Genomic DNA, 25,790 nt, shown 5'->3' with positions numbered 1-25,790 from the left:
TAGACTCGCCGGCATGGGGCAGTCGCGATTGGGGTCAAACGCCATGCCCGACAATCCCGCACTTCTGCCATGCCCTCTTCCATGACCCGGCCCCGTCTTGCCGCCCTTGCCATCCTCGTGATCGCGCTGCTGTTCCAGTGGACCTGGATAGCGGCCGCTGCGCTGTGCCGCCACGACGGGCATGAGACCCGGCACTTCGGCCACCATGTCCATGGCGTGAGCCTGCACGGCATGGGCGCCGAGCGCCATGCGGGCACGGGCACGGATGCCGAGTCCGGCCCGCCTGCGCAAAAGGCCGACCAGGGCCTGCAGTCCTCGCTCAGCGTGGACTGCTCCATGTGCCACGCCTGGGTGGCCGCTGCCACACAGCACTGGCAGGCGGCGCCGGTGGCCCCGCCGCCCGCGCAATTCGCCGAGCCGCTGCGCCGGCATGCCTCGGCCGTGCTGCTGCGCCCCGACCGGCCCCGCTGGCAGGGCTGACGCTCCTGCAGCCGCCGGCCGGGCATTCGGCGTTCATCGCCCTGTTTCGCCCCGGACCGGCATTTTCCAGAAATCCCTTCGCGCGCAGCGGCCCTCGTCCGTGCGCGCCCTGTGGCGTGGGGCCTGATCGACCAAGCGATCACGCCTGATCCGCGCTGCGGGCAAGGAGCCCGTGTATGTCTTTTCCTTCGTCCTTTCCGTCGAGGACAGCCTTCGCACCGTGGGTGCTGGCGGCGCTGGCCGCCTGTGGCGTCGTGCAGGCCGCCGAGCCACCGGCCGATTCCGTGGCGCCACCCGCCTTTGCAGGCGCATCCCTTCCTGATGGCCCGCCGCTGGACCTGCAGCAGGCACGGGCCCTGGCGCTGGACGGCAATCCCGGCCTGCGCGCGGCCCGCCAGGCGCTGGCCGCCACGGAGGGGGCCGTGCTGCAAAGCCAGGCCCGGCCCAATCCCGAGCTGGCCTGGTCGCAGGAGGACACGCGCCGCAGCACCCGCACGCTGACCGTGCAGCTGAACCAGACCCTGGAAGTGGGCGGCAAGCGCGAGGCCCGCATGCGCGTGGCCGAGCGCGGCCGCGACCTGGCCCGCGCCGAACTGGCAGGGACCGAGGCCGCGCTGCGCGCCGATGTGGGCGCGGCCTTTTTCGGCGTGCTGGCCGCGCAGCAGCGCGTGGTCCTGGCCGGGCAGACGCTGGAGATCGCCAGCAGCGCGCGCGAGGCGGCGGCCCGGCGCGTGGCGGCCGGCAAGGTGGCGCCGCTGGAGGAGACCCGGGCCCGCGTGGCCGAGTCCGGCGCCCTGCTGGAGCAGGCCCGGGCCCGCTCTGCCCTGCGCGTGGCGCGCGGCCAGCTGCAGGCGCTGTGGGGCGAGAGCGTGCGCCCCTTCGGCCAGGCCGAGGGCGCCGTGGACGCGCTGCCCCAGCTGCCGGAACTGGCAGCCCTGCAGCAGCGCATCGAACAGGCTCCCGCCGTGCTGCGTGCGCGCCAGGCGCTGGAGCAAAGCCGCGCCACGGCCGACCTGGAGCGTGCGCGCCGCCTGCCCGATCCCACCGTCAGCCTGGGCGTCAAGCGCGCCACCGAGGTCGGGCGCAACCAGCTCGTGGTCGGCGTCTCCGTGCCCCTGCCCGTGCTCGACAGCAACCGGGGCAATCAGCTGCAGGCCCTGCGCCTGGCCGACCAGGCCGAGGAGCAGTTGCTGGCCACGCGCGTTCAGCTGCAGGCCCAGCTGTTCGAGGCGCGCGAGCTGCTGCAGTCCAGCCGCGAGCAGGCGCGCCAGCTGGCCGAGGAGGTGCTGCCCACGGCGCGCACGGCCTACGAGCTGGCCTCGCGCGGGTTTGCGCTGGGCAAGTTCGGCTACCTGGACGTGCTGGACGCGCAGCGCACCTGGTCCGAAGCGCGCAGCCAGTACCTGGACCAGCTGCTGGCCACGCACCGCGCCGCCGCCGACATCGACCGCCTGCTCGGCACAGAAGCCGGCCTCTGACCCCGATAGCAACCTGATTGCATCCAGACCATGAACACCAAGCCCTCCTCCTCCCCCCTCGGACCGCGCCGCACCCTCGTGGCCATTGCCGTCATCCTGGCCGTGGGTGCGCTGGCCGCCACGCTGATCCTGCGCAGCGGCCCGCCGGGTGCCGCCAAGGCCGACAGCCATGGCCACGGCCACAGCGAGGCCGCAGGCCATGCCGATGGCGAGCACCACGGCGCTGCAGCCGCAGCCGCAGCCGATGGCCACAAGCACGACGAAGGCCATGCCGACGATGAGCACCATGAAGATTCCAAGGCGGAAAAAGCCGAGGCCAAGCCCGCCGCCAAACCCGCAGCCACCGCCGAAGCCGGCCATGGCGACGACGAAGGCCTGATCGCCATGGACGCCCAGCGCATGCAGGCGGCCGGCGTGCGCCTGGCCGAGGCCGGCCCGGCCACCGTGCGCTCCGTGCTGCAGCTGCCCGGGGAGATCCGCTTCAACGAAGACCGCACGGCCCACGTCGTGCCGCGCGTGGCCGGCATTGCCGAGAGCGTTCCCGCCAACCTGGGCCAGAACGTGAAGAAGGGCCAGCTGCTGGCCGTGCTCAGCAGCGCCGCCGTCTCCGAGCAGCGCAGCGAACTGCTGGCCGCCAGCAAGCGCCTGGAGCTGGCCCGCACCACCTATGCGCGTGAAAAGCAGCTGTGGGAGGAAAAGGTCTCGGCCGAGCAGGACTACCTGCAGGCGCGCCAGGCGCTGCGCGAGGCCGAGATCGCCGTCTCCAACGCCCAGCAGAAGCTGGCCGCCACGGGCGCCGGTGCCGGCGGTGGTGCGGGCGGGCTCAACCGCTTCGAGCTGCGCGCGCCGTTTGACGGCGTGATCGTGGAAAAGCACCTGTCCGTGGGCGAGGCCGTGCAGGACACCACCCAGGTCTTCACCATCTCCGACCTGCGCAGCGTCTGGGCCGAGATGCGCGTGGCCGCGCCCGACCTGCCCGCCGTGCGCGTGGGCGAGAAGGCCACGGTGCGCGCCACGGCCTTCGACTCCTCGGCCACGGGCGAGGTGGCCTATGTGGGCGCCCTGATCGGCCAGGACACGCGCACGGCCCCCGCGCGCATCACCCTGCCCAACCCCGACGGCGTGTGGCGCCCGGGCCTGTTCGTGAATGTGGAGCTGACGGCATCGTCCAGGCAGGCGCCGCTGGCCGTGGCCACGCAGGCACTGCAGAAGATGGAGCAGCAGACCGTGGTCTTCGTGCCCGTGCAGGGCGGTTTCCGCGCCCAGCCCGTGCGCGTGGGCCGCAGCGATGGCAAGGCCACCGAGGTGCTCGAAGGCCTCAAGCCCGGCCAATCCTACGTGGCCGAGGGCAGCTTCATGCTCAAGGCCGAGCTGGGCAAGGCCAGCGCCGAACACAGCCACTGATCGGAGAGTCCATGTTTGAACGCATCATCCGATTCGCCATAGAGCAGCGCTGGCTGGTCCTGCTGGCCGTGCTGGCCATGGCGGGCCTGGGCATCTACAACTACCAGCGCCTGCCCATCGACGCCGTGCCCGACATCACCAATGTCCAGGTGCAGATCAACACCCAGGCCAGCGGCTACTCGCCGCTGGAGACCGAGCAGCGCGTCACCTATCCCATAGAGACGGTGATGGCCGGCCTGCCCCACCTGGAGCAGACGCGCTCGCTGTCGCGCTACGGCCTGTCCCAGGTCACCGTGGTGTTCAAGGACGGCACGGACATCTACTTCGCGCGGCAGCTGGTGGGCGAGCGCATACAGCAGGCGCGCGACAGCCTGCCTGCCGGCATCACGCCCACGCTGGGCCCCATTTCCACGGGCCTGGGCGAGATCTACCTGTGGACCGTGGAGGCCGAGGACGATGCGAAAAAGCCCGACGGCACGCCCTACACGCCCATGGACCTGCGCGAGATCCAGGACTGGGTCATCAAGCCGCAGCTGCGCAACGTGCCCGGCGTCACCGAGATCAACTCCATCGGCGGCTACGCCAAGGAGTACCTGGTGGCGCCCGCGCCCGAGAAGCTGGCGGCCTACGGCTTCACGCTGGCCGACATCGTCACCGCCCTGCAGCGCAACAACAGCAACGTGGGTGCGGGCTATATCGAGCGCCAGGGCGAGCAGTACCTGATCCGCGCGCCGGGCCAGGTCGGCGGCATCGCCGACATCCGCGAGGTCATCGTGGGCTCGGCCCAGGGCCAGCCCATCCGCATCCGCGACCTGGCCGAGGTGGGGCTGGGCCAGGAGCTGCGCACGGGCGCAGCCACCGACAACGGCCGCGAGGTGGTGCTGGGCACGGTGTTCATGCTGATCGGCGAGAACAGCCGCACCGTCTCGCGCGCCGTGGACCAGCGCATGGCCGAGATCAACCGGGGCCTGCCCCCTGGCGTCAAGGCCATCACCGTCTACGACCGCACCAACCTGGTGGACAAGGCCATCGCCACGGTCAAGAAGAACCTGGTGGAGGGCGCGGCCCTGGTGGTGGTCATCCTCTTCCTGTTCCTGGGCAATCTGCGCGCGGCGCTGATCACGGCGCTGATCATCCCGCTGTCCATGCTGTTCACCTTCACGGGCATGGTGCACTACAAGGTCAGCGCCAACCTCATGAGCCTGGGGGCGCTGGACTTCGGCATCATCATCGACGGCGCCGTGGTCATCGTGGAGAACTGCGTGCGCCGCCTGGCGCATGCACAGGAGGCGCGAGGACGGTCGCTGACGCGCAGCGAACGCTTCCATGAAGTCTTCGCCGCCGCGAAGGAAGCGCGCCGCCCGCTGCTGTTCGGCCAGCTCATCATCATGGTGGTCTACCTGCCCATCTTCGCGCTCACGGGTGTGGAGGGGAAGATGTTCCATCCCATGGCGCTCACGGTGGTCATTGCGCTGGCCGGCGCCATGCTGCTGTCCATCACCTTCATCCCGGCGGCGATTGCGCTGTTCATGGGCGACAAGGTGGCCGAGAAGGAGAACCGCCTCATGGCCTGGGCACGCCGCGGCTATGCGCCCGTGCTGGCGCGCGTCATGGCCGCGCCCGCCGTGGTGCTCACGGCCGCCGCCGTGGCCGTGGCGCTGAGCCTGCTGCTGGCCACGCGCCTGGGCAGCGAGTTCGCGCCCAACCTCAACGAGGGGGACTTCGCCATCCAGGCACTGCGCATCCCGGGCACCAGCCTTACGCAGTCGCTGGAAATGCAGATGCAGATCGAGAAGGCGCTCAAGAAGGAGTTCCCCGAGATCGACCGCGTGTTCGCGCGCACCGGCACGGCCGAGATCGCCTCCGACCCCATGCCGCCCAACATCTCCGACGGCTACATCATGCTGAAAGCCCGCAGCGAGTGGCCCGACCCGGCGCGCCCGCGCGATGAGCTGCTGGCCGCCGTACAGGCGTCGGTGGACCGCATCCCGGGCAACAACTACGAGTTCTCCCAGCCGATCCAGCTGCGCTTCAACGAGCTGATCTCGGGCGTGCGCAGCGACGTGGCCGTGAAGATCTTCGGCGACGACATGGCCGTGCTGGAAAAAAGCGCCCAGACCGTGGCCGGCATGCTGCAGCAGATCGCGGGAGCCTCCGAGGTCAAGGTCGAGCAGACCACGGGCCTGCCCATGCTCACCGTGCAGATCGACCGCGAAAAGGCCTCGCGCTACGGCCTGAACATGGGCGATGTGCAGGACGCCATCAGCACCGCCATGGGCGGCACCGAGGCCGGCACGGTGTTCGAGGGCGACAAGCGCTTCGACATCCAGGTGCGCCTGCCGGACGCCGTGCGCAACGACCTGCAGGCCCTGAGCCGCCTGCCCATCGCCCTGCCGCGCGGGGCGGACGGGCGCATCGGCTTCGTGCCGCTGTCGGCCGTGGCCACATTCGAGACCGCGCCCGGCCCCAATCAGGTCAGCCGCGAGGACGGCAAGCGCCGCATCGTGGTCAGCGCCAATGTGCGCGGGCGCGACATGGGCTCCTTCGTGGGCGAGGCACAGCAAAAGCTGCAGGGCCTGTCGCTGCCGCCCGGCTACTGGACGCGCTGGGGCGGCACCTTCGAGAACCTGGAGTCGGCCACGCGCCGCCTGCAGATCGTCGTGCCCGTGGCCCTGCTCATGGTCTTCGTGCTGCTGTTCGCCATGTTCGGCAATGTGCGCGACGGGCTGGTGGTCTTCACGGGCATTCCGTTCGCGCTCACGGGCGGCATCCTGGCGCTGTGGCTGCGCGACATACCGCTGTCCATCTCGGCGGCGGTGGGCTTCATCGCGCTGTCGGGCGTGGCCGTGCTCAACGGCCTGGTCATGATCTCCTGGATCAGGAGCCTGCGAGAGCAGGGTGCCAGCGTGCCCGATGCCGTGACCGAAGGCGCGCTCACCCGGCTGCGCCCCGTGCTGATGACGGCCCTTGTCGCCTCGCTGGGCTTCGTGCCCATGGCCATTGCCACGGGCACGGGCGCCGAGGTGCAGCGGCCGCTGGCCACGGTGGTGATCGGCGGCATCCTGTCGTCCACGCTGCTGACCCTGCTGGTGCTGCCGCTGCTGTACCGGCTGGTGCATCGCAACGATCCGTCGGAGGCCAGCGGCACAGACCCCGCGCCCGCCGCGCCGGCACCTGCCGTGTGACGCGGCGCCCGGGCAGCACCCGGGCAGCCACTTTGAAATCCGCTGCAGCCTGGCTGCAGCGGGTTTCTTCATGCCCGGGATATCCCGGGCCACACATCTTTGCCCATCGATGTGAACCTCGCGCATTTGGCATGGAGCGGCTGCGAACCCCTGCCTAGAATTCGTCCCACAACAGCAAGGACAACGGGAGGGAGACAAGGCCATGAACAGCCCCGCCAGCGGACGGCACGGCCGTGCCCGCATCGCCGTGGAGAGCCGGTCCATCGACTGCATTCCCGACAGCGAGCGCCACGCGCGGCTCGCCGACCAGGGGCCGTTCTGGTTCCTGGGCAACTTCCACTTCTTCACGCTTTCCATCGGCTTCGTCGGCCCGTCGCTGGGGCTGTCGGCGCCCTGGAGCGCCCTGGCCGGGGCGCTGGGCATCATGTTCGGCACGCTGGTCATGGCGTTGCACGGCGCGCAGGGGCCGCAGCTGGGGCTGCCGCAGATGATCCAGTCGCGCGCGCAGTTCGGCTTTCGCGGTGTCATCCTGCCGCTGTGCGCCACGCTGCTGGTGTTCACGGGGTTCAACGTCGTCAACGTCTCGCTCATCATGCAGGGCATGCAGGCCGTGTTCGGCCTGCCGCCAGCGCCCACGGCCTGCGTGGCCGTGGCGGCAGGCGCCTTGCTGGCGGTCTGCGGCCACGATGTGATGCACAGGGCCTTCCGCTGCGCGCTGATGCTGGCGCTGCCGCTGTATGCGCTGGCCACGCTGGCGTTGCTGGCTGGCGTGGGCGAGCCTTTGGCACGCCAGGGCACGGGCCCGGCGCCGGGCTTTGCATGGAGCGCCTTTGCCGCGCAGTTCACCATCGCGGCCAGCTACAACATCTCCTATGCGCCCTATGTGTCCGACTATTCGCGCTACCTGCCGCGCCACACTGCGCCCCGGCGCCTGATCGCAGCCATCTTCCTGGGTGCATCGCTGTCCGGGGCCTGGATGATCGGGCTGGGCGCCTGGATGGCGCAGCGGCTGCAGGCCGGGGACGCGCTGGCGGCGCTGGGCCAGATCGGCGCGGCGCTTTTCCCGGGCGCGGACCGGCTGCTGCCTGCCCTGGCCGTCGTGGCCTTCCTGCCCATCATCGCGTTGAACACGTACAGCGCGGCGCTGACCGTGCTCACGGCGGCGGATTCGCTGGGCGGCCTGCGCCCCACGCGCAGTGCACGCATCGGTGCCATCGCCGCCATCAGCGCCACCATCCTCGCGTGCGTGCTGTCCATCCAGGGCAGCGGCGTGGCACTGCTGCACTCCTTCCTGGCGCTGCTGCTGTACTTCCTGGTGCCATGGACGGCGGTCAACCTCGTGGACTACTTCCTGGTGCGCAAGGGCCGCTACGCCATCGCTGATTTCTTCACGCCACAGGGCATCTACGGCGCCTGGGGCTGGCGCGGCATCTGCGCCTATCTGGGCGGCTTTGCAGCCATGGTGCCGTTCATGCACATCCACGACGCCACCGATGGCCATGCGGTCTTCATCGGCTGGGCTGCGCAGCGGCTGGGCGGCGTGGACTTCGCCTGGCTGCCGGGCATTCTCGTCGCCGGCAGCCTTTACTGGGGGCTGGCCCGCAACCTGGATCTGCAGGCCGAGGAGGCCGCCAGTTGCCAGCCGCGGCAGGACAGCCACCCTTTGCATCCCAAGGAGCGCACACCATGACGGAGCACCGCATCCGCATCATCCAGCCCCGTCTGCGTGACGGCGACATTGCCGGCAACCTGGCGATGACGCTGAAGACGATCAGGGCCAGCGCGGGGCAGGCCGACCTGCTGGTCTTTCCCGAAACCTGCATCAGCGGATTTCCCCGGCCCGACAACGTGGCGCAGCTGGCCGAGCCGCTGGATGGCCCCTCGGCCACTGCGCTGCGCGAGGCCGCGCGGCAAGCCGGCGTGGCCGTCGCCATCGGCCTGGCCGAAGCAGACCAGGGCCGCCGCTTCAATGCCGGCCTGCTGATCGATACCGACGGGCAGGTGCTGCTGCACTACCGCAAGACCATGCTCTACGACTCGGACCAGGGCGTGTTCGAGGCAGGTGAGCGCTGGCCCACATGCGAATGGCGCGGCCTGCGGCTGGGAATGCTGATCTGCTTCGACATCGAGTTTGCGGCACCGGCCCGCGCGCTGGGTGCGCAGGGCGTGGACCTGATCGTGCTGATGGACGGGATGATGCACCCCCACGGCCACATCCATCGCCATGCCGTGCCCGTGCGTGCGATGGACAACCAGTGCTACATCGCCATGGCCAACCGCGTGGGCCCTGGCGACAGCTACGCTTTCAGCGGAGGCAGCCAGTTCGCCGATCCCTTCGGCCAGACGCTGGCGCGCATCGCGGGCGATGCCGAGGGCCTGCTGGACGTGCGCCTGGACCCTTTGGCGCCCGGCCGCGCGCGTGCGCAGTACCGGGGCTGACGAGCGCCGAGGCGCCGCAGTGTCTCGGTCATCGCGGTCATCTGTGTCGGTTGTATGACAGCAATGTCACCATCCTGTGGGGGTGGCGTGGGGGGGCGATTTCTACATTGGAGTCCTCTCCCCGGCGTTCCGCCTTGCGGGGCGTGGGGAGAACGAATCACCAACGTTCTTTGAAAGGGACACACCATGTCGCAACGCCGTTTCACCCCCGCTACCCTGATCGCCGGCCTGGTCGCATCGGCAGCGCTGCTGCTGCCGGGCATGGCATCGGCGGCCGGTTACATCCACCCGGCCAACAACGAGGCGGGTGCCGTCGTCCATCCCGAACATTTCAAGAGCAGCAAGACGCGCGCCCAGGTGACGGCCGAGGCCGAGGCGGCCGTGCGCCAGGGCGGCACCTCGCGCTTCAATGCCGGCGTCTACCCGGCGCCTGCACCGCAGACCGGTGGCGGCAAGACGCGGCAGGAAGTGATCAATGAACTGATCAACGAAACGCCTGCCCAGCGCGATGCACGCCAGCGTGCCATGGGTGGTTGATGCACGTGCGGGGCGATGCAGTGCTGCCCCGCGGCAGCCGTATCAGGGGATGACCGACGCGCCGCGCGGCTACGAGCCTGCGGCGCGTTCCGCTTCCTCGGCCTCATGGGCGCGTGCGATGGCCAGGATCACGTCGCGCGCCAGGCGGCGCTTGGGTACGGGAAGGCGCAGGTAGATCTTGAACAGCTCGTTGTCCTCGTAGCCCAGGCCGGCGGACCAGCTGCCCTTGGGCTCACGCACCTCACGCGCCGGCTGCGGCGCGCGCAGGAACTCCTCCAGCGGCACCTGCAACCAGTCGGCCAGCGCAGCAAGTTTCTTGGTGTTGGGCATGGTCTTGCCCAGCAGCCACAGACGCACGCCGTGCTGCGACATGGGCTTGCCCCAGAAGCGTGTGTTGAATTCGCGCTCCAGCACCGAGGGCTTGGCTTCATAGCCACGGGCCTCCAGGGAATCACGTAATTTCTGCGCAAACCGCTGCTTCGCATCCTGCATGCGGGCACGCTATGGGATAAGTCTGATTGTGCAGTGAGTATTGTGAAAAATCACATATCCGATGTGATTGATAGTTACCATCAAAGACTCAACCAGAAATCACAAGCACAGGAGGGCCCATGCGCTGGCAAGGAGTGTGGCTGCTGCCTGCGGGCCTGGCACTGCTGCTGGGCGGTTGCGGCGGTGACGATGGCGAGGTGCTGACCGTGCGGGCTGCGCCCTGGGGCGCCGCCTCGGGCGTGTCGATAGGGCAGGTGCTGCAGGACAGGTCGGCCTGCGCGCGCAGCAGCTGGCGCAGCGTGGGAGACGGCAGCGGCGGGCGCATCGTCGAGTACGCCTGCGAGCGCGCAGGCGTGCGTGGCTACCTGCAGGCCAGTCTGCGCCAGGAGGTCGGGCCACTGCAGCGCGCCGCCGAAAGCGAACAGGCCCGGTTCGAGGCGCGGTTGCGTGGCGAATGGCGTGAGCTGCTCGTGCTGGAGCGGCAGCGGCAGGAGATGCTGCGGCGCCACGCGCAGGAGGCGCAAAGGGATGCCGACCACAGGCAGCGGCACCTGGAGGATCTGCGTGTGCTGGGGGACATGAAGGAGTGCGGCAGCTTCCGTCCGCAAAGCCTCAGTGCCGAGGCCGCGCCGCAGCGCCTGGTGCTGGCAGCCCAGGCCTGTGCGCAGGCCGGGCGCGCGGCCGGGCATGTCTATGCGCGCGAGCGGGAGCGGACGCTGGTGCGGCTGCGCGCGGCCCTGCCGCGCTACGACGAGGCCCGGCTGGGCCGCGAGGCGGCCTTGCAGGCGATGGACCGCACCCTGGAGCAGCAGGAGGCGGCGCTGCGCCGGCTGGAGGAAGACCGCCCCGAGGCGGGCGAGCGCATACGCCGCTCATTGGCCGCGCGCATGGAGGCCATGCGCCTGCGGCTGGGCCAGGTGGGCCGCGTGCGCGAGCTCACGCGCTGGAGCGTGGCCGGCGCACGCGTGGTCTACCTGGACACGGCCCTGGCCATGGAGTGCGGCGTGCGCACGCTGACCGAAGCCACGCCGCTGGACACCCTGGTCGAAGACCTGGGCGAGGGCCAGGCCGTGCCCCGCCAGGGAGGCGCATTGGCCCGGGCGCTTGACGGACTGTGGGCGCGCTGCCTGCAGCAGCCCTGAGGGCGGGAAGGACTGCACCGCGCCCGTTGCACCACGCCTCAGAATCTCGGCAGGTCCGGGTGTGAGATCTGGCCGCCGCGCACCAGCATCTTTCCGTACTCGGCACAGCGGTTGAGCGTGGGAATCACCTTGCCGGGGTTGAGCAGGGCCTGCGGGTCGAAGGCGGCCTTGAGCGCGAACATCTGGTCGTTCTCTGCGGTGGTGAACTGGGTGCACATGGAGTTGAGCTTTTCCACGCCCACGCCATGCTCGCCCGTGACCGTACCGCCCATGGCCACGCTGGTCTCCAGGATGTCGGCGCCGAACAGCTCGCAGCGGTGCAGCTCGTCGGGGTCGTTGGCATCGAACAGGATCAGCGGGTGCAGGTTGCCGTCGCCCGCGTGGAAGACGTTGGCGCAGCGCAGGCCGTATTTCTTTTCCATCTCCTGGATGGCCAGCAGGATGTCGGCCAGGCGCTTGCGCGGGATGGTGGAGTCCATGCACATGTAGTCGGGGCTGATGCGCCCGCTGGCGGGAAAGGCGTTCTTGCGCCCGCTCCAGAAGCGCAGGCGCTCGGCCTCGCTTTCACTCACCGTGATGGCCGTGGCCCCGGCGCCGCGCAGCACCTCGCTCATGTGGGCGATCTCTTCCTCGACTTCCTCGGGCGTGCCGTCGCTCTCGCACAGCAGGATGGCCTCGGCCGTGAGGTCGTAGCCGGCCTTGACGAAGTCCTCGACGGCGGCCGTCATGGGCTTGTCCATCATCTCCAGCCCGGCCGGGATGATGCCCGCCGCGATCACGGCGGCCACGGCGTCGCCGGCCTTGCGCACGTCGTCGAAGCTGGCCATGATGCAGCGCGCCAGCTGGGGCTTGGGGATCAGGCGCACGGTGACTTCGGTGGTCACGGCCAGCATGCCTTCGCTGCCGACCAGGATGGCCAGCAGGTCGAAGCCCGGCGTGTCCAGCGCCGTGGAGCCGAACTCCACCGGCTCGCCCTCCACCGTGAAGCCGCGCACCTTCAGCACGTTGTGCACGGTCAGCCCGTACTTGAGGCAGTGCACGCCGCCCGAGTTCTCGGCCACGTTGCCGCCGATGGTGCAGGCGATCTGGCTGCTGGGATCGGGCGCGTAGTACAGGCCCAGGGGCGCGGCGGCCTCGCTGATGGCCAGGTTGCGCACGCCGCACTGCACCACGGCCGTGCGGCTGGCGGCATCGACCTGGAGGATCTTGTTGAACTTGGCCAGCGACAGCGTCACGCCCATGGGATGGGGCAGGGCGCCGCCCGACAGCCCGGTGCCTGCGCCGCGTGCGATCACGGGCACCTGGATGGCGTGGCAGGCGCGCAGCACGGCCTGGACCTGGGCCTCGGTCTCGGGCAGGCAGACCACCAGGGGGCGCTGGCGGTAGGCCGTGAGTCCATCGCATTCATAGGGCGTGGTGTCCTCGGCGTTCCACAGCAGGGCATGCGCGGGCACATGGCGGGCCAGCGCGGCCACGACCTCGGCCTGGCGCCGTGCGCGTTCGGAGGCCGTGGGCTGCTGGTGGGCGGCATCGGCGGCGGCCGACGCCATGGCGCCGGGGGCAGGGCTGGCTGGGGAGCTGGCGGAAGTCATGGGGCCTGACTTTAGGCGATGCCGCCGTCTTTGTGCAGCGGGACTGCGCTGATGTTTATTGCAACGGCGCGTGAAATCCGCGAAATCCGTGAATTCCGTTGTGGGCGCCTCAGCAGGCCATCGCCCTCTTCAACCATTCAGCAAAGGCCGCGCATTCCCAGCGGTCCATGGTGCCGGTGCGCCAGCACAGGTAGTGGGCATGGGGGCTGGCCGTGTCCATGTCGAACAGGCGCACCAGGGTGCCGTTGTCCATCCAGGGTGCGCCCAGCTTGTGGCGCACCAGGGCAATGCCCATGCCGGCCGAGGCCGCGTCGCACATCAGGCCGATGTCGTTGAACTGCGAGCCCTCGTGCGGCTCGGGCCAGTCCAGGCCGGTGGCGCCGAACCAGGTGCGCCAGGGCTCCAGCGGGCTGCGCAGCAGGGGCATGCCTTCCAGGTCCTGGGGCTGCTCGAAGGGGCCATGCTCGCGGATGAAGGCCGGCGAGGCCAGCGGCGTGACCACGTCGCGCGCCAGTTCGATGTGCTCCACGTCGGCGTAGTGGCCGGGGCCGAAGCGCACCATCAGGTCGGCATCCTCGGCCACCACGTCCAGCAGCGGGATGGAGACCTGCAGGGCGATGTCGATCTCGGGATAGGTTTCCGTGAACTGGCGCAGGCGCGGGATCAGGATCACGCGCGCAAAGGTGGGCGTGACCGCCAGCTTGAGCCTGCGGCGGCCCGGCGCCGTCACCTCGCCCGGAAAGCGCTGCAGCGCGCCCAGGCCCTCGCGCACGTGGGACAGGTAGGCGCTGCCCTCGGTGGTGAGCGAAAAGTCCGAGCGGCCGAACAGCCGCGTGCCCAGGATCTGCTCGAGCTGGCGCACGCGGTGGCTGACGGCGCTGGGCGTGACGCACAGCTCCTCGGCCGTCTGCGTCACGCTGCGCAGCCGCGCCAGCGCCTCGAAAGTGAGCAGGCACTGTATGGGCGGGATGCGGCGGGCGCCGCTGCCGGGCGGGGCAAAGCCGCTGCCGGCGGCAAGGGTCACGTTCGCCATGGGCGGCCGGGAGCCGGCTTCAGCGGAAGACCACGGTCTTGTGGCCGTTGAGGATGACGCGGTGCTCGCTGTGCCACTTGACGGCGCGGGCCAGCACCTGGCTCTCGGTGTCGCGGCCGCGGGCCGTGAGGTCCTCCACGGTGTCGGTGTGGTCGGCGCGGGCCACGTCCTGCTCGATGATCGGGCCTTCGTCCAGGTCGGCCGTCACATAGTGGGCCGTGGCGCCGATCAGCTTCACGCCGCGGTCATGGGCCTGGTAGTAGGGCTTGGCGCCCTTGAAGCTGGGCAGGAAGCTGTGGTGGATGTTGATCGCGCGGCCGGCCAGCTTGGTGCACAGGTCGTTGGACAGCACCTGCATGTAGCGCGCCAGCACCACGAGTTCGGCGCCTTCGGCCTCGATGATCTCGAACTGCTTTGCCTCGGCCTGGGCCTTGGTGGCAGCCGTGACGGGGATGTGGTGGAAGGGGATGTTGTAGCTGGCCGCCAGCTGGTAGAACTCGCGGTGGTTGCTGATGATGGCGCGGATGTCCACCGGCAGCAGGCCGCTCTTCCAGCGAAACAGCAGGTCGTTGAGGCAGTGGCCTTCCTTGCTGACCATGAGCACGGTCTTCATGGCTTCGGCCTTGGTGTGCAGGCGCCACTTCATCTGGTACTGGCCGCCCAGGTCGGCCAGGGCCGCCCTCAGAGCCGCGGGATCGCAGCCGTTGCAGGCAAATTGCACGCGCATGAAGAACAGTCCGGTGGCCGGGTCGTTATACTGCGCGGCCTCTTCGATGTTGCCGCCTTGCTCGAGCAGGAAGCCCGAGACGGCATGTACCAGACCGAGCCGGTCGGGGCACGAAAGGGTAAGAATATAGGCTTGGGTCATAGCGGCGCAATTGTCGCAGCATGCACACGACCCTGCGCAAGTCACACGTTCTGGGAACGTTCTGAGGAACCACATGCAAGATCAGGGAGAGCAGCCCCGAATACCGCTCTGGGGCGCATTGACCCTGTATGTGTGCGCAGGTCTGCTGTGGCTCTGGGGCGTGGAATGGCTGCTGGCGCACCTGCAGATACCGCCCGGGCCGGCAGCGCAGCGGCGCATGCTGTCCTCGGTGGCCCTGGTGCTGGTCACGGCCGTGGGCGGCGGCTGGCTGCTGTGGCGCATGCGCCGTGGAGAGCGCACTGCCCATGCCGCGATGGCCGCCGGGCGGGAGGCCGACGAACGCCAGCGCCTGGCCGCCGCCGTGGTGGACAACACCATGGAGGGCGTGGTCGTCACCGATGCGCGCAGCCGCATCCTCTCGGTCAACAGCGCCTTCACGCGGCTGCTGGGCTATACCGAGCAGGAGATGCTGGGCAAGACCCCGCGCATGTTCAAGTCCGGCCGCCACGACAAGGCCTTCTACGAGGCCATGTGGGACAGCATGCAGGCCACGGGCCACTGGCAGGGCGAAATCTGGAACCGCCGCAAGAACGGCGAGGTCTTTCCCGAGCGCATGTCGCTCAGCGCCGTCAAGGACGCACAGGGCAAGGTCACGCACTACGTGTGCATGTTCACCGACATCTCGGCCGAGAAGGCGCGCGAGGCCCAGCTCGAATTCCTGGCCCACCGCGACATGCTCACCGGCCTGCCCAACAGCGTGCGCTTCACAGCGCTGCTGGAAGACGCCGTGGCCGAGGCGGCCGCCGAGCAGGGCACGCTGGCCGTGATGCTGCTGAACATCGATCGCTTCAAGGACGTCAATGACAGCTATGGCCACGCCATCGGCGACCAGGTGCTGCGCCACATCGCCGCCCGTGTGCACGACTCCCTGGGTCCCCAGGACCTCATAGGTCGCATGGCCGGTGACGAACTGGCCGTGCTGTGCAAGGGCATGAGCGAGCGCGGCGACGCCATCGCCCGTGCACGGCAACTGATCGCGGCGGCCGGCCAGCCCTGGAGCTCGCCGGACGGCCTGTCCGTCATGGCCGGCGTCAGCGTGGGCATCTGCATGTACCCCTCCCATGCCGGCAATGCCCAGGACCTGCTGCAGGGCGCGCATGCGGCCGTCTACGGCGCCAAGTCGCGCAGCGGCCGTGCCTGGTGCTTCTTCGAGGAAGACATGACCTCGGCCGCGCGCGAGCGCCTGGCCATGGAGGCACGGCTGCGGCAGGCCATAGACCTGGGCCACCTGCGCCTGTACTTCCAGCCCCAGATCGACCTGGCCACTGGCCGCCTGGTGGGCGCCGAGGCCCTGGTGCGCTGGCTGGACCCGGACGAGGGCCTCATCTCCCCGGCACGCTTCATTCCCGTGGCCGAAAGCTCGGGCGTCATCGGCGCGCTGGGCCTGTGGGTGCTGCGCGAGGCCTGCGCCCAGGGCCAGCGCTGGCGCGATCAGGGCCTGCCCGAGATGACCATCGCGGTCAATGTCTCGCTGCACCAGTTCCTGCTGACCGACATCGCCGGTGCCACCGCCGACGCGCTGGCCGCCACGGGCTTCGCCCCGCACTGCCTGGAGCTGGAGATCACCGAAAGCGCCCTGGCCGAGCGCCCCGAGGAGGCCCTGGCCGTCATGCGCCGTCTGCGCGCCCAGGGCCTGCGGCTGGCCATCGACGACTTCGGCACCGGTTATTCCTCGCTGGCCCACCTCAAGCGCTTCCCGCTGGACCTGCTCAAGATCGACCAGGGCTTCATCCGCGACATCCCGCACAGCGCCGACGACATGGCCATCAGCGGGTCGGTGATCGCGCTGGGGCATGCCATGGGGCTGAAGGTGCTGGCCGAGGGCGTGGAGACGGCCGAGCAGCTGGCGTTCCTGCGCGGCAAGGGGTGCGACTTCTTCCAGGGCTATCTGTGCAGCAAGCCCATGCCTGCGCAGGCGTTCGGCGAGTGGGTCTCGGGCAACGAGGGGATGTGGGCCGTGCAGGGGTGAAGCTCAGTCCACCCGACCCGCATCCGCCCGCGGTGCCGGCGGGTTCCTGAACTTCTCGCGCAGCTCTGCGCAGTGGTCCTTGGCCGGCAAGGCGTCCGTCTTCTGCAGCCAGTCCACATCGGATTCGTGCGCCACCGATGTCTCGCCTGCCTGCGCCACGGCCACTTTGGCTGCTGCGGACTCGGGCAGCCAGGTCGGGATGCCCACCCCGCGCAGGACATGGCCCCGCCCGGCCACCAGCACCACGGTCTTGCCAGGCCTGATCGCCGCCTTGGCCACCTCGGCCATGCTGGCATCGCGGGCCAGCTGGATGCGGGCCATGGGCGGCAGCTGTGTGTCGGGCAGCAGGCCGCAGTGGCCTTCGCGGATGGCGTCGAGCTGGCGCTGCCAGGCTTCGGGCGGCAGGTGGGTGTCCAGGTTCTGGTTGCGCATGGCCTGCTTCATGTCGGCGCGGGGCAGGTTGCCGCCCAGCACGGGCACGCCTGCGCGCACGGCGGCCATGACCACGCCGCGGTAGCGCGGCCAGGGCCAGGCGGCGTCCTGCCATTGCAGGGCCTGCTGCACAGCGTCCTCGGAGGCGTCGCGCGCCAGGCTGGCCGTGGAGCCCGTGCGCGGCGCCATCTCGATCACCAGCGCGGCCAGGCGCTCCTGCGTGGCCAGCTGCTGCACCGTGGCCTGTTGCCAGGCCTGGTGGGCCGCCGCATCGTGCTGCTCGCCCAGCAGCACCAGGGGTGCGTCGGACCAGCGCTGCAGCTGCTGCGTCCAGTCCCGCGCCGGTGTGGAGGAGCTGGCGCAGCCGGCAAGGGCTGCCGCCAGCCATGCGGCCGCAGCCAGACCGGCAAGGCGCGGGGTGCGGATGAAGGGGCGGGGGATGGAGCGGACTTGCATGGCCCCATGCTAAACACTGGCCTCGCCCGGGGGCCCCATAGGCCCTGTGGGCATTGGGGGCAGTTGAAAGGATCCTAGGAATCGGGGCGGGGCACGGCGCAAACGGGTGGCGCTTGATTCAGGTCAAGACGCGCAAATGCGCCGTGGCTACAGTGCGACCATGCATGGCAAGCCCTCGCTTTCGACCAAGCTGCTGCTCATGGGCGCGGCCTGCCTGCTGGCGGCCGTGGCATCGATCGGCTTCACGCTGTGGGTGGCCTGGCAGCTGGAGGGCGGCGCGGCCGCCGTGAACGAGGCCGGGCGGCTGCGCATGAGCATGGTGCGCATGGCCATGGCGCGCCAGAACGAGGCGCCTGCGCAGTGGCAGGCGCGCGCGCAGCAGTTCGACGCCAGCCTGGACCTGCTGCGCAGCGGCGACATGTCGCGCCCGCTGTTCGTGCCCTGGAGCGACGAGGTCAGGGAGCGCTACGAGCGCATACGCCGCGACTGGAGCGCGCTGCACGCGCGCTGGCAGGCCGAGGACCAGGCCGATGCGCAGGCCATCATGGGCAGCGCCGACGCCTTCGTGCGCGAGGTGGACGGCTTTGTCGAAGCCATCGAGGACCGGCTCTCGCGCTGGACGGCCATCCTGCACCTGTTTCAGATGTGTCTGATGGCGCTGGCCATCATCGCGGCCGTGAGTTTCATGGCCACCAGCTACTGGCTGGTGCTGCATCCCGTGGGCCAGCTGCGCTCGGCGCTGGAGCGCATGCGCCGCGGACACCTGGACACGCGCATGAGCGTGGAGGTGGACGACGAGTTCGGCCAGCTGGCGGCCGGCTTCAACCTCATGGCCCAGTCGCTGCAAAGCTCGCACGCCGAACTGGAGGACAAGGTGCGCGAGAAGACCGCCAGCCTCAACGTGCAGCACCAGCAGCTGCAGGCGCTGTACGCGGTCAGCGTGCAGGCGTCGGAGGCCGCCAGCCTGCAGTCCCTGGCCGAAGGCTTTGTGCGCCAGGTCCGCCTGGCGGCCCAGGCCGATGCGGCCACGGTGCGCTGGTCCGACGAGGCCAACGAGCGCTACGTGCTGCTGGCCGGCGACGGCCTGCCCCAGTCCATGTCGGTGCAGGAGCACTGCCTGCACACGGGCGCCTGCCTGTGCGGCCAGCCGCGCGAGCAGGCGCGGCTGCGCGTGATCCCCATCACGCCGGCCAGCGACCTGCAGCTGCCGCACTGCCGCGAGGCCGGCTTCGAGACCGTGGTCAGCATCCCCGTGCAACTGCAGCAGCGCCTGTTGGGCGAGGTCAACCTGTTCTTTCGCTCCACCGTGGTGCTCACGGACGACATGCGCGACCTGCTGTCCGCCATGGCGCGCCACCTGGCCAGCGCCATGGAAAGCCTGCGCGCCACGGCGCTGGAGCGCGAAGCCGCCGTGGCCGAGGAGCGCGGCCTGATCGCGCGCGAGCTGCATGACTCCATTGCCCAGTCGCTGGCCTTTCTCAAGATACAGACCCAGCTGCTGCGCGACGCCGTGGCCAAGGGCCGCGACGAGGCGCGCGACCGCAGCCTGGGCGAGCTGGAAGTGGGCGTGCGCGAATGCTATGCCGACGTGCGCGAGCTGCTGGTGCATTTCCGCACGCGCACCAGCGCCGAGGACATCGAGGCCGCGCTGCGCGCCACGCTGTCCAAGTTCGAGCACCAGACGGGCATTGCCACCTCGCTGAGCATGACCGGCCAGGGCCTGCCGCTGGCGCCCGATGTGCAGATCCAGGTGCTGCACATGGTGCAGGAGGCGCTGTCCAACGTGCGCAAGCACGCGGGTGCCAGGCATGTGCAGCTGCGCGTGGGGCGCCACCCCTGGCGCTTCGAGGTCAGCGACGACGGCTGCGGCTTCGTCCCCGCCGACGTGGCGCCGGACTCGCTGCATGTGGGCCTGGGCATCATGCGCGAGCGCGCCCTGCTGGCGCAGGCGCTGGTCCATGTCCACTCCCGCCCCGGCGAGGGCACGCGCGTGCTCATCGAGCTGCCGCCGTCGGCCTCGGCCGGGGCGCCGGCGCAGGCCCTCCCCTCGAACGCGTGACACGCTCCCGGAAGAAAAAAGCCGCCCCATGTCCTTCTCCAGCCCCATCTCCGTCTTCGTCATCGACGACCACACGCTGTTCCGCCGCGGCCTGATCGCCCTCATCGCCCAGGACGCAGGCCTGCGCGTGGTCGGCGAGGCCGGCGACGCGGGCGAGGCCCTGCGCCTGGTGCCCGCGCTGGCGCCCCAGGTCATCCTGCTGGACAACCACCTGCCCGGTGTGCTGGGCGTCGATGCCATCGCGGGCCTGCGGGCCGCATCGCCCGGCAGCCGCGTCGTCATGCTCACCGTGAGCGAGGACGGCCAGGACCTGGCGGCCGCGCTGCGCAACGGCGCCCAGGGCTATCTGCTCAAGACCATCGACGGCGACCTGCTGTCCGAAGCCCTGCGCCGCGCCGCGCGCGGCGAGCCCGTGGTCAGCCCCGAGATGATGGGCAAGCTGGTGGCGGCCTTCCAGTCCCAGGGCGCGCCCGAGCCCCAGGCGCCCGAGCCGGACGAGGCCCCGGCCTCGCCGCTGTCCCCGCGCGAGGAAGAGGTGCTGGTCCAGATCGCCCGAGGCGCCAGCAACAAGGAAATCGCCCGCACGCTGGACATTGCCGAGACCACGGTCAAGATCCACGTCCAGCACATCCTGCGCAAGCTGGGCCTGAGCTCGCGCGTGCAGGCGGCGGTGTATGCGTCGGAGCGGCAGCGGGATTAGCGGCCTACGCTGTGGCTGAAGCCCAACCATCCCCCGCACACCGCATCGCCCACACCCAGGCCAGCGCGGCCGCTACGGTCAGCCCGGTGAGCATGGCTGCCGCGCCCACGGCGTCCAGCGCCACGCCGGCGGCCAGCGGCACCAGCATGCGGCTGGCGGCAAACAGACTGGCCTGCAGGCCGTAGTCGAAGGCCTGCCAGCGCGGGCGGGCGAATTGCATCATCAGTCCGAAGACGCAGGCCGAGGAGGCGCCCATGGCTGCTGCCACGCAGGCCACGGCCGCGATCAGGCCCGGGGCCGGGGCGCCGGCTGCGATGACGGCCGCCAGCAGCGCCAGCGCCGCCACGTTGCAGCCCGCATACAGGGGCAGGGCGCGCCGGGTGCCCAGGCGGCGCGTGAGCAGGGGCGAGGCCGCGCCCGCCAGCGCAGCCACCACGCCGCCGCCCATGCCGGCCAGCAGGGCGGCCTGGGCGGGCGCGAAGCCGTGGTCCAGCATCAGCGGCTTGAGGTAGAACCAGGCCGCGCCGATGAAGGGGAAGTAGCTGACCAGCACCAGGGTCCAGCGCCAGGCACCGGGCTGGGCGCCATAGCCGCGGACCATGGCGGCCAGTCCAGCTTTGGGCACAGGCAGCAGCAGGGGCGAGGGCGCATCCCCCGGCTCATGGCGCACCACCCAGGCCAGCAGCAGGGCGCCCAGCGCCAGTGCGCCGGCCAGGCACAGGAAGGGCGCGCGCCAGCCCCATTTCGCCTGCATGAGCAGCATCATCCCGCCGCCCACGATGGCGCCCAGCGACAGCGCCGCTGCGCGCACGCCCCCGGCGCGCATGCGCTCGGACGCGGGCAGCAGGCGGATGGCCAGGGCGCTGACGGGAATGTCGGCCCAGGTGGCGGCCAGCGCGGCCGCGAAGGCCAGGCCGAACAGCCACAGGCGCTCGGCCAGCAACTGCTGCCAGCCCAGGGCCAGCAGCACGGCCGCATAAGCCAGGCACAGGGCCAGCGCCCAGGCGCGGTAGCGCGGCCGGCCGTTCGCGCTGCGCGCTTCCACGGGCGCGGCCAGCGCGAACTTGATCAGCGCGGGCAGCCCCGCCAGCTGGAACAGGCCGATGGCCGTGCCCGACCAGCCATGCTGGCGCATGACCAGGGGCAGGCCCAGCCACAGGTAGACGCTGGGCGCCGTGAGCGCCAGGTGCAGCCAGCCGAAAAGCGCCTGGAGCAGCCAGACAGGGCGGGGAGCTGCGGCCTTCATGGCGCGGCCTTGCGCGCCACGAGCACGGCCAGCGGCGCCATCGGAAACTCGCGCGACTCGATGCGTTCTATGCGCTCGAACCCGGCCTGCGCCAGCAGCGCCTGCAGCTCGCCGCGCCGGGTCACGCTGCGGCCCAGCAGGCGCATGGGCAGGTAGTAGGGCAGGGTGCGCAGGGCGGCTTCGGGCGTCTCATCCACCTCGGCATGGGCGCAGACGAAGACGCCGCCGGGCGCCAGCGCGTCGAACACCTTGGCGACCACGGCTGCCGCATCGGGCACGAAGTGCAGCACGGACGAGCACCAGACCAGGTCGTAGCCGCTGCCTATGCTGTCCGTGGCCAGGTTGCCGCCCAGGGCGGTGAAGCGGTCGGACAGGCGGGACTGGCGGGCGTTGTCCGCCGCCACGGCCACGGCCTCGGGCCAGTCGAAGACGCTGGCCTGCAGCGCGGGCTGCCGGCGCAGCAGGGCCAGCGCGATCCAGCCGGGGCCGCCGCCCAGGTCCAGCATGCGGCGCGCGGCGCCTGCCTCGGGAACCTGCTGCAGCAGGTTCAGCGCGGCAGGCACGCTGACGGCGCGCTGCTCCTGGCCGATCTGGGCGCGCGCGGCGGCGGCCCAGCCTTCTGCATTGCCCGTGGCCAAGGGGGCGCTGCAGGCCGAGCTGTCCCCGGCAGGGCCGTGCTCGACCAGGCCGCGCAGCAGCGTGGCGGAGTGGCGCAGCGAGCGCAGGCGGAACAGCCAGGCCGCGCCGCAGGACTCGGGCGATGCGCTGTGCAGGTAGCGCAGCGCGTCGGTGGCCAGCAGGTAGCTCACGGGCTCGTGCCGGCCGCGCCGCAGGAGGCCCATGCTCCACAGCAATTCCAGCCAGTGGGAGGTATTGGCCTCGTTCCAGCCCTGGGCCTGGGCCAGCTCGGCCGGCGTCTGGGGCGTGGCCAGCCGGTCCAGGGCGCCCGATTCGAGCGCCAGCACCAGGGCCTCGGCCTGCACCTGGGCGGCGGCCAGGTCCCACAGCGGCTGCAGGGCGTGGGAGGGGGCGTGGGTAGGGGATTCACAGCGGGGTGTATTCATCGGAAGGTCCTTTTCACGAAAGGGAGTCACATGCGCCAGGTCAGCCGCACGCCGAACTCGCGCGGCGGGCTGTAGACCACGACCTGGCCGTTGAGGTAGCCCACGGCGTCATAGCGGCGGTTGGCGGCATTGCGCAGGTAGGCGGCGATTTCCCAGGACCCCTGGGCATAGCCGGCCGCCAGGTTGAGCAGCCCGTAGCCGGGGCGGCGGTAGGCGTTGGCGGCGTCCAGGTAGACCTTGCCCGTGCCCTGCACGGCGGCCTGCGCCCACCAGCGGCCGGGCGCGTCGTAGCGCAGCGCCACATGGGCCGTCATGTCGGGCGCAAACGGGTTGCGGTGGCCGTCGTAGACGGCGCCGCCGTCGCGGAAGCTGCCGAAGCGCGTGCGGTTCAGGCCCAGGGCCGTCTGCAGCTGCCAGCCGCCGCCGAACACATAGTCCAGCTCGAAGTCCGCGCCCGTGGAGCGTGCCCGCGCCGCATTGGTGATGTAGACCACGCCCGGCAGGCCCATCTGCTGCACCTGCATGTCGCGAACCTGCTGGGTGTAGACCGAGGCCGCATAGCGCAGGCGCTGCCCCAGCAGCCGGCCCTTGGTGCCGATCTCCCATGCGCGCACGGTCTCTGGCTCGTAGGCCGCATAGCCCATGGCCGGAGAGAACACGTTGAAGCCGCCCGCGCGGTAGCCTTCGCTGAGGCTGGTGTAGATCTGGCCCTGGGGCGACCACTGGTATTGCAGCGAGAGCTTGGGGCTCAAGCGCGACCAGTCGTCGCTGCGCGCCGCCGCGCCCACGGGGGCCAGTTCCACGCGGTTGCGCTCCACGCGCGCGCCGGCCGCCAGCGTCCAGCGCTCGGACAGCGGGACGGTCCAGTGCGTGAACAGCGCCGCCGTGCTGCCCTTGAGCCCGGCCGTGGGCCGCATCAGTGCGGCGGGCAGCTTTTGCTCGTAGCGCAGGTCATGGTCGTCGCGGTCCAGGTACAGGCCGGCCAGCCAGCGCGCGTTCCACAGGCCTGCGGCCTCGCCCTCCAGGCGCAGTTCCTGCGAGGTCGTGGCCAGGCGGTAGTCACGCCGCACGTGGAGCAGGTCGGCGCGCTGGAAGTCCGTGTCCTGCAGCACGCGGTCGTCGAAGACATTGCGCGCGGTGATGGAGCGCAGCCGCAGCCCCGAGGCAAAGCGGTGCGAGACATCGAGCGCCAGCGTCTGCCCGCGCGAGCGGTTCCAGCTGTCCGTGCCCGAGTTCACCGTGGCGCGCGGCGCGGCAATGCTGCCCCATTGCGCGGCGCCGTCGTCCCAGCGCTGCTGGGCGTAGCGCAGCGTGGCCTCGGTCTCGGCCGTGGGCGTCCAGCGCAGGGCCAGGCGGCCGCTGGCGCGCTCGCGGTCGTCCACGCGCGCTCCCGTCGCCTGCTGGCGTATGAAGCCGTCCTGCGCGCGCCACTCGCCCGACAGGCCGATGTAGAGCTGGCCCGGCACCAGGGCGCGGCCCAGCTCGAAGCTGCCCGCGCGCTGGCCGTGGTTGCCGGCCTCGGCGCTGATCGATGCATAGGGCGCGTCGCCGGGCTGGCGCGTGACGATGCTGACCACGCCCGCTTCGGCATTGCGGCCGTACAAGGTCGATTGCGGGCCGCGCAGCACCTCCACGCGGTCCACGCCCTGCAGGTTGTGCTCGAAGCCCTGGGCCATCAGCGTGGGCACGCCATCGACCAGCAGCAGCGTGGACGAGGAGAACGACACGAAGTTGGCCGTCAGCCCGCGCATCACGGGCGGCTGCACGCCCGACTGGCCGAAGGCCTGGAACACAAAGCCCGGCACCTGGGCGGACAGCGCGTCCAGCCCGCGCACGCCAGCCGCCTCCAGCGCCGCGCCGTCGAAAACGGAGACGCTGGCGGGCACGGCGTCCAGGCTCTCGGCCTGCTTGTTCACCGTGACCGTGATCTCGGGCAGGGTGGCTTCGGGCGCCTGGCCCTGGGCCGCCACCGTGAAGGGGGCCAGGGCCAGCGCGGCCGGCCAGCGAAGGGGGAATGCCATGGTTTTCTCGTCCTCTCCAAAAGGGAATCTCGTTGGAGACCGATGCTAGGGAAGATGAGAATCGCTATCATTTGAAAACGTATGCGCGCCGGAGCATTTCCTATGCGAAGCGCGCATCCATTCCTCTCCCATGACCTCCCGCATCCCTTCCTCGCTTGCCTTGCCCCAGCCCTGTGCGCCGGGCTGGACGCGGCATGCCCTGCCCGCCGAGCTGGGCGACTGCCATGCGGAGCGCTTCACGCTGGGCGACGGCATCGTGCTGGCGCGCTCGCACTATTGCCCGCTGCGCGACCTGGTGGAGGACAGCGTGCAGGCCGATGCCTCGGACCAGGGCCGCACCCTGGTCATCACGCTGGGGCTGGCCGGGCAATCGGGCTTTGTGGCGCGCACGGGCGCGGCGCTGCGCTTCGCCGCAGGGCGGACCACGCTGGCAGCCTTTCGCGGCAGCCAGGGCGAGCGCCGCTATGCGGCAGGCCAGACCGTGCGCCAGCTGCGCCTGCTGCTGTCGGGCGCGGCGCTGGACCGCTATCTGGGGGCCGAGCTTTCGCGGCGGCTGACGCAGGTGGACGGCGCGGCCGGCGTGCGGCCCTTGGACCACCGTGCCAGCCTGCCGGCCAGCCTGGCGCTGGCGCGGCGCCTAGCCCAGCCGCCCGGGCACCAGCCCACCGATGCGCTGGACCGCCACATCGCCATGCTGAGCCTGGCCGCGCTGGAGCTGCGCCACCTGGCACCTGCGCCGCAGCCGGCCAAGGCGGCACCGCGCTGGTCGGCCGACGAACTGGCCCGGCTGGAGCAGGCGCGCGAACTGCTGTCCACCCAGATGGACCGCGCGCTGACCCTGGCCTACGTGAGCGCCGCCGTGGGCCTGGGCGAGCACCGGCTCAAGCAGGGCTTTCGCGCCGTCTTCGGCACCACGCCCCAGGCCCTGCTGCTGGAGCTGCGCATGCGCCGCGCCTGGGCGCTGCTGGAGACCGGCTGCCAGGTCGCCCAGGCCGGCTGGCAGGTGGGCTATGCCCATCCGTCGAACTTCAGTGCGGCATTTGCGCGGTTCTACGGGCGCAGCCCGAAGTCCGTTTTTGGCCGCCGCTCCTGATCTGCGTCAAGCCTTTTTGTCCCCGATAGTTCTTTGGAAC

20 protein-coding genes are annotated in these 25,790 nt (G+C 70.6%); 12 read left to right on the top strand and 8 right to left on the bottom strand.

From position 1 onward, the window contains the following. The first annotated feature begins 69 nt into the window (after positions 1-69). The 7 genes from ACRSCF_RS27635 (at position 70) to ACRSCF_RS27605 (ending at position 9,523) form a co-directional block, all read left to right on the top strand. Positions 70-480: a hypothetical protein gene (locus tag ACRSCF_RS27635; protein WP_244387593.1), complete on the top strand. Its 411-nt coding sequence runs from the start codon at positions 70-72 to the stop codon at positions 478-480. 176 nt (positions 481-656) lie between these two features. Then, on the top strand, positions 657-1,958 hold the full coding sequence (locus ACRSCF_RS27630) for a TolC family protein (RefSeq protein ID WP_034363521.1): 1,302 nt from the start codon (positions 657-659) through the stop codon (positions 1,956-1,958). A 30-nt stretch (positions 1,959-1,988) separates the two neighbouring features. Beyond that, positions 1,989-3,362 (top strand): efflux RND transporter periplasmic adaptor subunit, encoded by a 1,374-nt coding sequence (locus ACRSCF_RS27625; protein ID WP_244387592.1) that lies wholly within the window; start codon positions 1,989-1,991, stop codon positions 3,360-3,362. An 11-nt stretch (positions 3,363-3,373) separates the two neighbouring features. Then, a complete protein-coding gene (locus ACRSCF_RS27620) occupies positions 3,374-6,547 on the top strand; it encodes a CusA/CzcA family heavy metal efflux RND transporter (protein ID WP_244387591.1) in 3,174 nt (1,057 codons plus the stop codon). 202 nt (positions 6,548-6,749) lie between these two features. Further along, entirely contained in the window at positions 6,750-8,237 is a 1,488-nt protein-coding gene (locus tag ACRSCF_RS27615) for a purine-cytosine permease family protein (RefSeq protein ID WP_432675166.1), read from the top strand. Beyond that, entirely contained in the window at positions 8,234-8,986 is a 753-nt protein-coding gene (locus ACRSCF_RS27610; protein ID WP_203400054.1) for a carbon-nitrogen hydrolase family protein, read from the top strand. Before ACRSCF_RS27615 ends, ACRSCF_RS27610 begins: the two co-directional genes overlap by 4 nt. Before the next feature lie 186 nt (positions 8,987-9,172). Then, positions 9,173-9,523, top strand: a complete 351-nt coding sequence (locus tag ACRSCF_RS27605; RefSeq protein ID WP_016446650.1) for a DUF4148 domain-containing protein — start codon at positions 9,173-9,175, stop codon at positions 9,521-9,523. A 69-nt stretch (positions 9,524-9,592) separates the two neighbouring features. Here the strand turns inward: ACRSCF_RS27605 and ACRSCF_RS27600 are convergent, their stop codons facing one another. Beyond that, entirely contained in the window at positions 9,593-10,015 is a 423-nt protein-coding gene (locus tag ACRSCF_RS27600) for a hypothetical protein (protein WP_016446649.1), read from the bottom strand. 119 nt (positions 10,016-10,134) lie between these two features. Between ACRSCF_RS27600 and ACRSCF_RS27595 the strand changes: the two genes are divergently transcribed. Beyond that, entirely contained in the window at positions 10,135-11,157 is a 1,023-nt protein-coding gene (locus ACRSCF_RS27595) for a hypothetical protein (protein WP_034363524.1), read from the top strand. A gap of 38 nt (positions 11,158-11,195) precedes the next feature. Here ACRSCF_RS27595 and ACRSCF_RS27590 read toward each other — a convergent pair whose 3' ends face one another. From ACRSCF_RS27590 to purU, 3 genes are all read right to left on the bottom strand, one after another. Continuing rightward, a complete protein-coding gene (locus ACRSCF_RS27590) occupies positions 11,196-12,707 on the bottom strand; it encodes an FAD-linked oxidase C-terminal domain-containing protein (protein WP_016446647.1) in 1,512 nt (503 codons plus the stop codon). A gap of 151 nt (positions 12,708-12,858) precedes the next feature. Continuing rightward, positions 12,859-13,782, bottom strand: a complete 924-nt coding sequence (locus ACRSCF_RS27585) for a LysR substrate-binding domain-containing protein (protein ID WP_017405258.1) — start codon at positions 13,780-13,782, stop codon at positions 12,859-12,861. Between the two features lie 19 nt (positions 13,783-13,801). Further along, positions 13,802-14,650 (bottom strand): formyltetrahydrofolate deformylase, encoded by an 849-nt coding sequence (gene purU / locus ACRSCF_RS27580; protein WP_013804418.1) that lies wholly within the window; start codon positions 14,648-14,650, stop codon positions 13,802-13,804. Positions 14,651-14,723: 73 nt separating this feature from the next. Between purU and ACRSCF_RS27575 the strand changes: the two genes are divergently transcribed. Then, the gene (locus ACRSCF_RS27575) at positions 14,724-16,679 is read left to right on the top strand and encodes a putative bifunctional diguanylate cyclase/phosphodiesterase (protein WP_016451962.1); all 1,956 of its coding nucleotides are present in this window, start codon (positions 14,724-14,726) and stop codon (positions 16,677-16,679) included. A 3-nt stretch (positions 16,680-16,682) separates the two neighbouring features. On the opposite strand, the gene ACRSCF_RS27570 is transcribed toward ACRSCF_RS27575, so the two are convergent. Further along, entirely contained in the window at positions 16,683-17,567 is an 885-nt protein-coding gene (locus ACRSCF_RS27570; protein ID WP_046986881.1) for a ChaN family lipoprotein, read from the bottom strand. 160 nt (positions 17,568-17,727) lie between these two features. Between ACRSCF_RS27570 and ACRSCF_RS27565 the strand changes: the two genes are divergently transcribed. Together ACRSCF_RS27565 and ACRSCF_RS27560 are read left to right on the top strand one after the other, a co-directional pair. Further along, entirely contained in the window at positions 17,728-19,626 is a 1,899-nt protein-coding gene (locus ACRSCF_RS27565) for a type IV pili methyl-accepting chemotaxis transducer N-terminal domain-containing protein (protein ID WP_026062352.1), read from the top strand. A 28-nt stretch (positions 19,627-19,654) separates the two neighbouring features. After that, positions 19,655-20,326, top strand: a complete 672-nt coding sequence (locus tag ACRSCF_RS27560) for a response regulator (protein ID WP_012203037.1) — start codon at positions 19,655-19,657, stop codon at positions 20,324-20,326. A gap of 4 nt (positions 20,327-20,330) precedes the next feature. On the opposite strand, the gene ACRSCF_RS27555 is transcribed toward ACRSCF_RS27560, so the two are convergent. Genes ACRSCF_RS27555 through ACRSCF_RS27545 form a run of 3 tightly spaced genes read right to left on the bottom strand, consistent with a single transcriptional unit; the run spans position 20,331 to position 24,657 of the window. Beyond that, complete coding sequence (locus ACRSCF_RS27555) at positions 20,331-21,572, bottom strand: MFS transporter (protein WP_244387589.1); 1,242 nt, start codon at positions 21,570-21,572, stop codon at positions 20,331-20,333. After that, entirely contained in the window at positions 21,569-22,636 is a 1,068-nt protein-coding gene (locus tag ACRSCF_RS27550; protein WP_244387588.1) for a class I SAM-dependent methyltransferase, read from the bottom strand. Before ACRSCF_RS27550 ends, ACRSCF_RS27555 begins: the two co-directional genes overlap by 4 nt. A gap of 26 nt (positions 22,637-22,662) precedes the next feature. Next, on the bottom strand, positions 22,663-24,657 hold the full coding sequence (locus ACRSCF_RS27545) for a TonB-dependent receptor (protein WP_244387587.1): 1,995 nt from the start codon (positions 24,655-24,657) through the stop codon (positions 22,663-22,665). A 130-nt stretch (positions 24,658-24,787) separates the two neighbouring features. On the opposite strand from ACRSCF_RS27545, the gene ACRSCF_RS27540 reads away from it, so the two are divergent. Continuing rightward, the gene (locus tag ACRSCF_RS27540) at positions 24,788-25,750 is read left to right on the top strand and encodes a helix-turn-helix transcriptional regulator (RefSeq protein ID WP_034363525.1); all 963 of its coding nucleotides are present in this window, start codon (positions 24,788-24,790) and stop codon (positions 25,748-25,750) included. The last annotated feature ends 40 nt before the right edge of the window (positions 25,751-25,790 follow it).

The organism is Delftia sp. 11MD, assembly GCF_050907895.1.
Taxonomy (GTDB): Bacteria; Pseudomonadota; Gammaproteobacteria; order Burkholderiales; family Burkholderiaceae_C; genus Comamonas; species Comamonas tsuruhatensis.
This window is presented reverse-complemented; position numbering and strand designations above follow the sequence as displayed.

Coding starts and splice junctions, on each gene's coding strand:
- ACRSCF_RS27605 (WP_016446650.1), top strand. CDS start 9,173: ATGTCGCAACGCCGTTTCACCCCCGCTACCCTGATCGCCGGCCTGGTC.
- ACRSCF_RS27635 (WP_244387593.1), top strand. CDS start 70: ATGCCCTCTTCCATGACCCGGCCCCGTCTTGCCGCCCTTGCCATCCTC.
- ACRSCF_RS27585 (WP_017405258.1), bottom strand. CDS start 13,782: ATGGCGAACGTGACCCTTGCCGCCGGCAGCGGCTTTGCCCCGCCCGGC.
- ACRSCF_RS27550 (WP_244387588.1), bottom strand. CDS start 22,636: ATGAATACACCCCGCTGTGAATCCCCTACCCACGCCCCCTCCCACGCC.
- ACRSCF_RS27565 (WP_026062352.1), top strand. CDS start 17,728: ATGCATGGCAAGCCCTCGCTTTCGACCAAGCTGCTGCTCATGGGCGCG.
- purU (WP_013804418.1), bottom strand. CDS start 14,650: ATGACCCAAGCCTATATTCTTACCCTTTCGTGCCCCGACCGGCTCGGT.
- ACRSCF_RS27545 (WP_244387587.1), bottom strand. CDS start 24,657: ATGGCATTCCCCCTTCGCTGGCCGGCCGCGCTGGCCCTGGCCCCCTTC.
- ACRSCF_RS27625 (WP_244387592.1), top strand. CDS start 1,989: ATGAACACCAAGCCCTCCTCCTCCCCCCTCGGACCGCGCCGCACCCTC.
- ACRSCF_RS27600 (WP_016446649.1), bottom strand. CDS start 10,015: ATGCAGGATGCGAAGCAGCGGTTTGCGCAGAAATTACGTGATTCCCTG.
- ACRSCF_RS27540 (WP_034363525.1), top strand. CDS start 24,788: ATGACCTCCCGCATCCCTTCCTCGCTTGCCTTGCCCCAGCCCTGTGCG.
- ACRSCF_RS27610 (WP_203400054.1), top strand. CDS start 8,234: ATGACGGAGCACCGCATCCGCATCATCCAGCCCCGTCTGCGTGACGGC.
- ACRSCF_RS27575 (WP_016451962.1), top strand. CDS start 14,724: ATGCAAGATCAGGGAGAGCAGCCCCGAATACCGCTCTGGGGCGCATTG.
- ACRSCF_RS27595 (WP_034363524.1), top strand. CDS start 10,135: ATGCGCTGGCAAGGAGTGTGGCTGCTGCCTGCGGGCCTGGCACTGCTG.
- ACRSCF_RS27630 (WP_034363521.1), top strand. CDS start 657: ATGTCTTTTCCTTCGTCCTTTCCGTCGAGGACAGCCTTCGCACCGTGG.
- ACRSCF_RS27560 (WP_012203037.1), top strand. CDS start 19,655: ATGTCCTTCTCCAGCCCCATCTCCGTCTTCGTCATCGACGACCACACG.
- ACRSCF_RS27615 (WP_432675166.1), top strand. CDS start 6,750: ATGAACAGCCCCGCCAGCGGACGGCACGGCCGTGCCCGCATCGCCGTG.
- ACRSCF_RS27590 (WP_016446647.1), bottom strand. CDS start 12,707: ATGGCGTCGGCCGCCGCCGATGCCGCCCACCAGCAGCCCACGGCCTCC.
- ACRSCF_RS27570 (WP_046986881.1), bottom strand. CDS start 17,567: ATGCAAGTCCGCTCCATCCCCCGCCCCTTCATCCGCACCCCGCGCCTT.
- ACRSCF_RS27555 (WP_244387589.1), bottom strand. CDS start 21,572: ATGAAGGCCGCAGCTCCCCGCCCTGTCTGGCTGCTCCAGGCGCTTTTC.
- ACRSCF_RS27620 (WP_244387591.1), top strand. CDS start 3,374: ATGTTTGAACGCATCATCCGATTCGCCATAGAGCAGCGCTGGCTGGTC.